The organism is Streptomyces sp. CBMA123, from assembly GCF_014596465.1.
GTDB lineage: Bacteria > Actinomycetota > Actinomycetes > Streptomycetales > Streptomycetaceae > Kitasatospora.
Genome location: NZ_MECK01000188.1, coordinates 1 through 10,437, shown reverse-complemented (window position 1 = coordinate 10,437; position 10,437 = coordinate 1). Strand labels below are relative to the sequence as shown.

8 protein-coding genes are annotated in these 10,437 nt (G+C 72.4%); all 8 read right to left on the bottom strand.

Annotated elements, in window-relative coordinates:
• On the bottom strand, positions 1-205 hold a 205-nt coding region (locus BG452_RS21260), incomplete at its 3' end, for a hypothetical protein (RefSeq protein ID WP_223242528.1).
• Positions 206-457: 252 nt separating this feature from the next.
• Positions 458-619 carry a hypothetical protein gene (locus tag BG452_RS21255; protein WP_188305930.1) on the bottom strand — a complete coding sequence of 54 codons (162 nt, stop codon included), beginning with the start codon at positions 617-619 and terminating at the stop codon, positions 458-460.
• Positions 620-905: 286 nt separating this feature from the next.
• Positions 906-2,486: a phosphoglycerate dehydrogenase gene (gene serA / locus BG452_RS21250; protein WP_188305932.1), complete on the bottom strand. Its 1,581-nt coding sequence runs from the start codon at positions 2,484-2,486 to the stop codon at positions 906-908.
• Positions 2,487-2,739: 253 nt separating this feature from the next.
• Positions 2,740-3,738: a ketol-acid reductoisomerase gene (gene ilvC, locus BG452_RS21245; RefSeq protein ID WP_188305929.1), complete on the bottom strand. Its 999-nt coding sequence runs from the start codon at positions 3,736-3,738 to the stop codon at positions 2,740-2,742.
• 155 nt (positions 3,739-3,893) lie between these two features.
• Positions 3,894-4,418 carry an acetolactate synthase small subunit gene (gene ilvN / locus BG452_RS21240; RefSeq protein WP_030286969.1) on the bottom strand — a complete coding sequence of 175 codons (525 nt, stop codon included), beginning with the start codon at positions 4,416-4,418 and terminating at the stop codon, positions 3,894-3,896.
• A gap of 86 nt (positions 4,419-4,504) precedes the next feature.
• Positions 4,505-6,358, bottom strand: a complete 1,854-nt coding sequence (locus BG452_RS21235) for an acetolactate synthase large subunit (protein WP_188305928.1) — start codon at positions 6,356-6,358, stop codon at positions 4,505-4,507.
• Positions 6,359-6,687: 329 nt separating this feature from the next.
• Entirely contained in the window at positions 6,688-9,621 is a 2,934-nt protein-coding gene (locus BG452_RS21230; RefSeq protein WP_223242529.1) for a putative bifunctional diguanylate cyclase/phosphodiesterase, read from the bottom strand.
• A gap of 476 nt (positions 9,622-10,097) precedes the next feature.
• On the bottom strand, positions 10,098-10,437 hold a 340-nt coding region (locus tag BG452_RS21225), incomplete at its 5' end, for a response regulator transcription factor (RefSeq protein ID WP_188305927.1).

The following is a 10,437-nucleotide window of genomic DNA, read 5'->3' as shown; positions in this document are numbered from 1 at the left end:
GCGCGCCCTCGGCGGCGCGCCGCCAGGCGGGGCCGGCCGCCTCGGTGTCGAGTTCGAGCAGGACGGAGGCCTGGCGCCCGGACGGCGGGCCCGCGGTCGGTGGACCGCCGGACGCCGGGGCCGCGGCGAGCACCGCGGTTCCGAGCAGCAGGGTCAGGGTGAGACCGATCCGGGCGATCGGCCGGCGGACGGGTGGCAGGCGCACGAGGGACCCTCTCCCCGGCAAGGGGAGAATGATCCGCATACCGAGGAGGTCGCTGACGCCCGCCCGCGCGGACGTCGATCACCCTTCCGGGGGCCCCAAATTAGGATGATCGCGCACCGCGCACGAGCGACTTCCCCCGGATGGCCGTCAGTTGCACTCCTTGGAGTGACGTCGCGTCAACCCGATCGGCTCAGTAGGCCGATGAACGCCGCCGTCGGCGCCGCCCTGCGCGGCCGGCTCAGTGGTGACCGCTCAGTGGTGACCGGTGGCGCCGCCGTTGTCCCGGCGGTCCAGCGAGCGCTGCAGCGCGGCGGCGGCGAAAGGGTTCCGCTCGGTCGCCCGGCGGCGGCGCGGGGCGCGGACGGGGGTGGCGGCGGGGGCGGAAGTGGCGTGGCGGTCGGCAGTGGTGGGCATACCGGGCTCCTTGGAAGCGGCGCCGCAGAGCGGCGCGGGAGGGGAGATGGGTACGCGCGGGAGCAGGGATCGCCTGCCCGTGGGGGCGCACGCGCACACGGGCCGCGCGCCCTGGCTACAGGGGCGGCACACCGTATGGCCCTTCCACGGTACGACCCCGCCCCGGCCGTGTCTGCACGAATACTCGGATTTCCTAGTATCTGAGACGGGGGCCACCGGGGCGGACGCAGCAGGGCCCGGACCACCGGGCAAACGGCGGTCCGGGCCCTGGTCAGGGCGCTGGAACTCAGCCCAGGTCGACCGAGCGCGCGAAGCGGGCGCCGATCTCGGCGGCGATCGCCGTCAGCACGTCCTGCGGGATCTCGCTGTCCACGGTGATGGAGGCGAGGGCGGTGCCGCCGTCCCGGGCGACCTGCATGCCCGCGATGTTGATGCCGGCGTCGCCGAGGTGGCGGCCGAGCACGCCGACCACGCCGGGGCGGTCCTCGTACTTGAAGAAGGCCATGTGGTCGGTGAGCGCCACGTCGACGTCGAAGGTGTCCACGCCGACGATCTTCTGGGTCTGCTTCGGGCCGGCCAGCGTGCCGGAGATGGCGATCTCCTCGCCGGTCGCCAGCGTGCCGCGCACGGTGATCACGTTGCGGTGCTCGGCGCTCTCGCTGGAAGTGGTCAGCCGGACCTCGACGCCCCGCTCCTGGGCGAACAGCGGGGCGTTGACGTAGGACACCGTCTCCGCCACCACATCCTCGAACACGCCCTTCAGCGCGGACAGTTCGAGCACCTTCACGTCGTGCTGGGTGATCTCGCCGCGGACCTCGACGTCCAGGCGGACGGCCACCTCGCCGGCCAGCGCGGTGAAGATCCGGCCGAGCTTCTCGGCCAGCGGCAGACCCGGGCGCACGTCCTCGGCGATCACGCCGCCCTGGACGTTGACGGCGTCCGGCACCAGCTCGCCGGCCAGCGCCAGGCGCACCGACTTGGCGACCGCGATGCCGGCCTTCTCCTGCGCCTCGTCGGTGGAGGCGCCCAGGTGCGGGGTGGCGACCACGTTGTCGAAGGCGAACAGCGGGGAGTCGGTGCACGGCTCCTTGGCGTACACGTCCAGGCCCGCGCCGGCCACCCGGCCCTCGCGCAGGGCGCTGGCGAGCGCCTCCTCGTCCACGATGCCGCCGCGGGCGGCGTTGACGATGCGCACGCTCGGCTTGACCTTGTGCAGCGCCTCGTCGCCGATCAGGCCGATGGTCTCGGGGGTCTTGGGGAGGTGGACGGTGATGAAGTCCGAGACCTCCAGCAGCTCCTCCAGCGAGACCAGCTTGACGCCCATCTGCGCGGCGCGGGCGGCCTGGATGTAGGGGTCGTACGCGACGATCTTCATCCCGAACGCGGACATCCGCTGGGCGACCAGGACGCCGATCCGGCCGAGGCCGACCACTCCGAGGGTCTTCTCGCTCAGCTCGACGCCGGTGTACTTGTTGCGCTTCCACTCGCCCTGCTTGAGCGCCGAGTTGGCGGGAGCGATGTTGCGGGCGACGGAGATCAGCAGGCCGCAGGCGAGTTCGGCGGCGGTGACGATGTTGGAGGTCGGCGCGTTGACGACCATCACGCCGGCCTTGGTGGCGGCGGCCACGTCCACGTTGTCCAGGCCCACGCCGGCCCGGGCGACCACCTTGAGCCGGCGGGCGGCGGCCAGCGCCTCGGCGTCGACCTTGGTGGCGGAGCGGATCAGGATCGCGTCCACGTCGGCGATCGCGGTGAGCAGCTCGGTGCGGTCGGCGCCGTTGCAGTGGCGGATCTCGAAGTCGGGGCCGAGGGCGTCGACGGTGGCGGGCGACAGCTCTTCGGCGATCAGTACCACGCCAGTTTTCACAGTTGTAGCAGTGCTCACGACAGTGGGTCCTTAACTGTCCGGTTCCCCACGGCACGTAGGTGGCGTGCGAGGGCGGGGAAGGTGGCATGCCGCGTAGGTAGACGCACGACGCTGTGGGCCTGACGCGCACTCGGAAGTGTTCGGAAGTGTATCGACGGGCCGGGTACCAGGCTGCTCCCGTCCGGCGAAATCACCCGGACGGGAGCAGCCTACTTGTACAAGGGAGTTACGAACCGAAATGGGGCGAAAAGCCTCAGGCCTTGTCGTTGACCCAGCTCATCAGCGAGCGCAGCTTCTTGCCGGTGGTCTCCAGCAGGTGGTCCTCGTCGGCCTTCTTGTACTCGTTGTACTTGGGCAGGCCCGCCTTGTACTCGGCGATCCAGGTGTTGGCGAAGGTGCCGTCCTGGATCTCGGCCAGGACCTTCTTCATCTCGGCCTTGGTGTCGGCGGTGATGATGCGCGGGCCGGTGACGTAGTCGCCCCACTCGGCGGTCTCGGAGACCGACCAGCGCATCTTCTCCAGGCCGCCCTCGTACATCAGGTCGACGATCAGCTTCAGCTCGTGCAGGCACTCGAAGTAGGCGATCTCCGGCTGGTAGCCGGCCTCGACCAGGGTCTCGAACCCGGCCTTCACCAGGGCGGCGGTGCCACCGCAGAGGACGGCCTGCTCACCGAACAGGTCGGTCTCGGTCTCCTCGGTGAAGGTGGTCTTGATGACGCCGGCCTTGGTGGCGCCCAGGCCCTTGGCGTACGACAGCGCCAGGGCGAAGGCGTTGCCCGAGGCGTCCTGCTCGACCGCGACGATCGCGGGGACGCCGCGGCCCTCCTCGTACTGGCGGCGGACCAGGTGGCCCGGGCCCTTCGGGGCGACCATGCAGACGTCGACGTCCGCCGGGGGCTTGATGAAGCCGAAGCGGATGTTCAGGCCGTGGCCGAAGAACAGGGCGTCGCCGGCCTTCAGGTGCGGGGCGATGTCCGCCTCGTAGACGTCGGCCTGGATCGGGTCCGGCACCAGGATCATGATGACGTCGGCCTCGGCGGCGGCCTCGGCCGGGGTGACCACGCGCAGGCCGGCCTCCTCGGCCTTGGCGCGGGACGTGGACTCCGGCTTCAGGCCGACCCGGACGTCGGCGCCGGAGTCGCGCAGGGACAGCGCGTGGGCGTGGCCCTGGCTGCCGTAGCCGATGACCGCGACCTTGCGGCCCTGGATGATGGACAGGTCGGCGTCGTCTTCGTAGAACAGCTCGGCCACGGGGGCACATCTCCTTGCGTGATGGTTGCCGGGTGTGCGGTATTCACCGTATTCCGTCCCGGCGGGGTGCGGTCGTTGTACTTCGGAAGGTGCCGCGCGCCAGCGCGCCGTGGAACGGGCGGTGGTGGGCGACGGGAGGGCGAGACAGCGCTCGGTCAGGCGCTGCGGTCGAGGGCGCGCAGCGAGCGGTCCGTGATGGAACGCGCGCCGCGGCCGATGGCGACCAGGCCGGACTGGACCAACTCCTTGATGCCGTAAGGCTCCAGCATCCGGAGCATGGCCTCCAGCTTGTCCGAGCTGCCGGTGGCCTCGATGGTCACCGCTTCCGGCGACACGTCGACGGTCTTGGCACGGAACAGCTGGACGATCTCGACGATCTGCGACCGGGTCTCGTTGTCGGCGCGGACCTTCACCAGGACCAGTTCCCGCTGGATCGCAGCGGACTGGTCGAGTTCGACGATCTTTATCACGTTCACGAGCTTGTTGAGCTGCTTGGTGACCTGTTCCAGCGGGAGGTCCTCGACGTTGACCACGATCGTCATCCGGGACACGTCCGGATGCTCGGTCGGGCCGACGGCGAGGGAGTCGATGTTGAAGCCCCGACGGGAGAACAGCGCGGCGATGCGGGCGAGCACGCCGGGCTTGTTCTCGACCAGGACGGAGAGGGTGTGCTTGGACATGTGGTTCCTCAGTCGCACAGGAGGGGGTCCGGCGCAGCCGGCCCCGAGAAGGGTGGCGGTGGGCGACGGGCGGGCCAGGGAGGCGGTCAGTCGAGGTCGTCGCCGAAGTCGGGCCGGACGCCCTTGGCGAACTGGATCTCGTCGTTGCTGGTGCCGGCCGCGACCATGGGCCACACCATCGCGTCCTGGTGGACGATGAAGTCGATGACCACCGGGCGGTCGTTGATCGCCATCGCCTGCTCGATGACCGCGTCCAGGTCCTCGGGGCGCTCGCAGCGCAGGCCGACGCAGCCCATCGCCTCGGACAGCTTGACGAAGTCGGGGATCCGGGTGCCCTGGGCCGGCGGCGCGATGCCGTCGTGCTCGGGGCCGGAGTGCAGCACGGTGTTGGAGTAGCGCTGGTTGTAGAACAGCGTCTGCCACTGCCGGACCATGCCCAGCGAGCCGTTGTTGATGACCGCGACCTTGATCGGGATGTCGTTCAGGGCGCAGGTGACCAGCTCCTGGTTGGTCATCTGGAAGCAGCCGTCGCCGTCGATGGCCCAGACCACCGACTCCGGCCGGCCCGCCTTGGCGCCCATCGCCGCCGGGACGGCGTAGCCCATGGTGCCGGCGCCACCGGAGTTGAGCCAGGTGCCGGGCTTCTCGAAGCGGATGTACTGCGAGCTCCACATCTGGTGCTGGCCGACGCCCGCCGCGTAGATCGCCTCCGGGCCGACGAGCCGGCCGATCCGCTCGATGACCTGTTGCGGGGAGAGCTGGCCGTTCGGGGCCGGCTCGAAGCCCAGCGGGTAGGTCTTCTTCCACTCGTCGAGCTTCTGCCACCACTCCGTGTAGTCACCCTTGTGGCCGGCGTCGAACTCGGCCTGGACGGCGACGATCAGGTCGGCCAGCACCTCGCGGGCGTCTCCGACGATCGGCACGTCCGCCGGGCGGTTCTTGCCGATCTCGGCCGGGTCGATGTCCGCGTGCACGATCTTGGCGTACGGGGCGAAGCTGTCCAGCCTGCCGGTGACCCGGTCGTCGAAGCGGGCGCCGAGGGTGAACAGCAGGTCCGACTTCTGCAGCGCGGTGACGGCCGGGACGGAGCCGTGCATCCCGGGCATGCCCAGGTGCTGGGGGTGGCTGTCCGGGAAGGCGCCGAGCGCCATCAGGGTGGTGACGACCGGGGCGCCGGTCAGCTCGGCGAGGATCCGCAGCTCGGTGGTGGCCCGCGCCTTGAGCACGCCGCCGCCGACGTAGAGCACCGGGCGCTTGCTGGCGACCAGCATCTTCGCGGCCTCGCGGATCTGCTTGGCGTGCGGCTTGGTGACCGGGCGGTAGCCCGGCAGCGCGGTCTCGACCGGCCACCGGAAGGTGGTGGTGGCCTGCAGGGCGTCCTTGGCGATGTCCACCAGGACGGGGCCCGGGCGGCCGGTGGCGGCGATGTGGAAGGCCTCGGCGATCACCCGGGGGATCTCGGCCGGGTCGGTGACCAGGTAGTTGTGCTTGGTGATCGGCATCGTGATGCCGCAGATGTCCGCCTCCTGGAAGGCGTCGGTGCCGATCGCCTTGGAGGAGACCTGGCCGGTGATCGCGACGAGCGGCACCGAGTCCATGTAGGCGTCGGCGATCGGGGTGACCAGGTTGGTGGCGCCGGGGCCGGAGGTGGCCATGCAGACCCCGACCTTGCCGGTGGCCTGGGCGTAGCCGGTGGCGGCGTGGCCGGCGCCCTGCTCGTGCCGGACCAGGATGTGGCGCACCTTGACCGAGTCCATCAGCGGGTCGTACGCGGGAAGGATGGCCCCGCCCGGGATGCCGAAGACGGTGTCCGCGCCCACGGCCTCGAGCGAGCGGATGAGCGACTGGGCTCCGGTCATGGTCTCGGCGACGTGCTGGGGAGCGGGAGCGTGGGCGGCCGGGTTGTCCCCGCGGCGGGGGGATGCGGCGTGCTCGGTCATCTGCCTGTCTCTTCTCGGGTTTTGCCGGTCCGGTACTGCGGGCCCCGGTGGTGCGAGGGTGGGGTCCCGGTCCGGGCCGATCGCCGGCTCTGCCTCAATCGTCCCGCTCGATCCGACACGTCGGACTCTTCGGGCCGGTCGGGGCCAGGGGTCTTGCGGATGGAACAGCGTCAGTGCAACAAAAAACCCCTCGTGCCCAAGGGCATGCGAGGGGTGGCGCGTCGGTCTGTCACGAGCGGGGCGTGTGAGCCCACTCAGCCGACGCGCCCGCCAAGTACGAGAATTCGGGTGCGCATGGCAACGACCATCCTCCCGTCCGGGGTGGCGTGTCAAGCAGGTGGGATGACCGTCTCGCCATGCGGACCGGCTCCCGGACCGGCCACGGCCCGGTGTTCGGGCAGGTCGGAGGCCCCGTGGTGAGGTACGACACGTCCTCCCGGGGTGTCCTGGCGGCCACTCGTACGGGCGTCCGCGGCCAGGTAGGCGCGGCGGGCGGAGAGCGAGCCGAGCGGCTTGGGCGGCGGGTAGCCGCGGCGGGCCAGCGCCCGGCGCAGCCGGGTCTCGTCCAGCGGCGGGGCGAAGGCCGAGCCCTGGGCCAGCCGGCAGCCCAGCTCCTGCAACGCGGCGACCTGCCGGGGCAGGTCCACCCCCTCGGCGGCGGTGGCCATCCCGAGGTCCCGGCCGAGCCGCAGGACGTGCCCGGCCAGGGTGCGGCTGAGCCCGGACTCGCCCAGGTCCTGGACCAGCGTGCGGTCCAGCTTGAGCCCGTCCAGCGGCAGCCGGGCGAGCGCCCCGAGCGAGCCGCCGCCCGCGCCGTAGCCGGCCAGCCAGGTGGAGACGCCGAGTCTGCGCAGCGCGGCCAGCCGGCGGCCGAGTTCGTCGGCGAGCCGGTCCGGGCCCATCCGGGCCACCTCGATCATCAGCTCGCCGGCCGGCAGCCCGCTGTCGCGCAGCGCCGCGGCCACCGTCTCGTACAGGCCGGGCGAGCAGAGCCGCTCGACGGAGAGCCGGACGGCCACCGGGACGGGTGACGGCGCGCCGCGGCCCCGGCCGGACGGGTCGCGCCGACCGGCGGCGGCCGCGACCGCCTCGTGGACCAGCCAGCGGGAGAACCGGGTGCCGGCGTCGCCGTGCTCGGCCGAGCGCAGGAACTCGGCCGGGGTGAGCAGCAGTCCGCCCGCCGAGCGCCACCGGACCTGGGCCTCGACGGCGGTGATCGCGCCGCTGGCGAGGTCCACCACGGGCTGGTGGAGCAGGGTGAATCCGCCCTCCCGGACGGCCACCCGCAGCCGCTCCTCCAGTTCGGTGCGGCGCTCCAGGTCGGCCCGCATCGCGGGGGCGTACAGCACCACCCGGCCCTTGCCCTCGGACTTGGCCCGGTACATCGCCAGGTCGGCGTTGCGCATCAGCTCGTCGGCGGCGGCCCTGGGGTCGGCGGCCGGGCCGCGTTCCGGGGTGCCGAAGGCGATGCCGATGCTGGCGGCGACGCCGAGTTCGACGCCGCCGATCCAGTACGGCTCGGACAGCGCGACCCGCAGCCGCTCGGCCAGCTCCTGGACCTGCAGCCGGCCGAGCGGGCCGCAGACCAGCGCGGCGAACTCGTCGCCGCCGAACCGGGCGACGGTGTCCCCGCAGCGGACGGCGCCCTGCAGCCGGCGGGCGGCCTGCACCAGCAGTTCGTCGCCGACCTGGTGGCCGGCGGTGTCGTTGACCGCCTTGAAGCCGTCCAGGTCGAGGAAGAGCACCGCGATGCCGGCGCCGGTGCCGCCCTGCTGGCCGCGGGTGCCGAGGGCGCCGCGCAGCCGCTGGGCGAACAGCGCCCGGTTGGGCAGGTCGGTGAGCGGGTCGTGGAACGCGTTGTGCTGCAACTGGGCCTGGAGCATCACGCGTTCGGTGACGTCCCGGCTGTTCAGCAGCAGCCCGTCGCGGTGCCGGCTGACGGTCGACTCGACGTGCAGCCACTCGCCGACGCCGGAGCTGATCCGGCACTCCACCCGGGCCGAGGGCTCGACGGTGCCCGGGGTGCGGTGGGCGGCGAGCCGCACCCGGGCGAGGTAGCGGCGGACCTCGGAGAGCACCCGGCCCACGTCCTCGGGGTGGACGAGGTCCAGCAGGTTGCCGCCGACCAGCTCCTCCGGGTCCCGCCCGTAGACGCCGAGCGCCGCCGGGGAGACGTACGAGAGCACGCCGTTGGCCCCGGCGATCATGATGACGTCACTGGAGCCCTGTACCAGGGAGCGGAAGTGCGCCTCCTTGTGGGCGAGTTCCTGGGCCAGCGACAGGTTGTCGAGCAGCATCACGCCCTGCCTGAGGATCAGTGCCAGCCCGACGGTGCACGCGGCCGCGGCCACCACGCGGTCCAACTGCCGCCCGCCGAGGGCGTTGTAGAGGATTCCGGCGGTGCACACCGCGGCGGCCGCGTACGGGGTGAGCGCGCTGAAGGTGGTGGCCACCCGGCGGCGCGGCAGGCCACCGGCCGAGGGGTGCTCGCGCAGCGGACGGCGCCGGCCCGGGGACCACGGCGCCCAGGCGAGCAGCAGACTGCCGGAGAACCAGCCGGCGTCCAGCAGTTCGCCGGAGTGGTAGCTACTGCGCAGCTCCGGGGAGGTGAACAGGGCGTCGCAGGTCACGGTGACGGCGAGCGCGAGCATCGCGGTGTGCACCGCCGCCCGGTTGCCGTCCCGGCCACCGAAGCGCAGCCCGACCACCAGGCTGACCAGCAGGATGTCCAGCACCGGGTAGGCCAGGTTGAGGGCCAGCCGCAGCGGGGAGCCGCTCTCGCCGGCCGCGATCCGGCCGAGCGCCAGGCTCCAGCTGAGGGTGAACAGCGAGCCGGCGATCAGCCAGCCGTCGAGCAGCAGGCACAGCCAGCCGGCCGCCGAACGCGGGTGCTGGGCCAGCACCAGCACGCCGGTGATGGCGAGCGGGGGGAACAGCAGGAAGGCGTAGACGGCGAGCGAGTCCTGCGGCAGCGGGGTGCGCACGACCAGCTCGTACCAGCCCCAGGTGCCGTTGCCGAAGGCGACCATGAACGAGGAGAGACCGAACAGCAGCCAGGCCGGGCGGGCGTGGCCGCCGACCGTGCAGCCGTACACCAGGCAGGACAGCGCGGCCGCGAGGGCCGCCGCGGCGAGCCCGAAGTCGCCCATGAAGATGGCGAGTTGGTGGGATCCCCAGCCGGCGGCGGCGCCCAGCGCATAGGCCAGGCAGAGCGCGCCGAGGGTGAGGCCGGGCAGTGTGCGGCTCCCCCGGAGCCGGCTCAGCGGGCCGCGCCGGACGGGCCCGGGCGGGTCGGCGACGGACGCGTCGGCGGGCGGCGCGCCCGGTCGTCCGGCTTCGGGCAGCACCGTATCGGTGGAGCTCACTCTGCCTCTCCCCCTCCGGCCCGGGGCCTGGCGCCCCGGCCACGGACCACCGGCCGCGTACCTCTCGGCCGTACGCGGTGGCCTGGCGCCCCGTCAGGACGGCGACCCAGGGGGCGGGCGGCCTTCCGGCCGCCGCACCGCACCGATGCTCCCGCTCGGGACCCTACACCAATTCCGTCACTCAATGACACGCACACTCAACTTAGAGTAATGGCGACAAGGCGGGGAAATGGAGCCGAATCCGACCGATCGGCCCGGTTGGCGGCGGCGCGCGGGTAGGGGCTCACGCGGCGCGCACGGGAGCACGCGACGGCGCCCGCCCACCCGGGACGGGCCGTCGCCGACCGTCCGGGTACGGTCGGCGACCTGCGGATTCACCGACCCGAGGGGGCCAGGTCATCGGGGAACAGCCGCAACCGGTGGGCCAGCGCGGCGGCCTCGCCGCGACCGCCGACCTCCAGCTTGCCCAGGATGTTGGAGACGTGCACGCTTGCGGTCTTCGGAGAGATGTACAACTCCTCGGCTATCTGCCGGTTGGTCCAGCCCCGCGCGAGCAACCGGAGCACGTCCCGCTCACGGGGGGTGAGCCCGAAGGAGTCCCCGACGGCCTGGGCCGGCACCGCCGCGACGACCGGCCGCTCGGCCGGGGTCAGCGCCAGCCCGGCCCGCTCGGCCAGCGCGGTGACCTGCGCCCCGAGCGGCCGGTCGCCCCGG

Coding starts and splice junctions, on each gene's coding strand:
- BG452_RS21255 (WP_188305930.1), bottom strand. CDS start 619: ATGCCCACCACTGCCGACCGCCACGCCACTTCCGCCCCCGCCGCCACC.
- ilvN (WP_030286969.1), bottom strand. CDS start 4,418: ATGTCCAAGCACACCCTCTCCGTCCTGGTCGAGAACAAGCCCGGCGTG.
- BG452_RS21235 (WP_188305928.1), bottom strand. CDS start 6,358: ATGACCGAGCACGCCGCATCCCCCCGCCGCGGGGACAACCCGGCCGCC.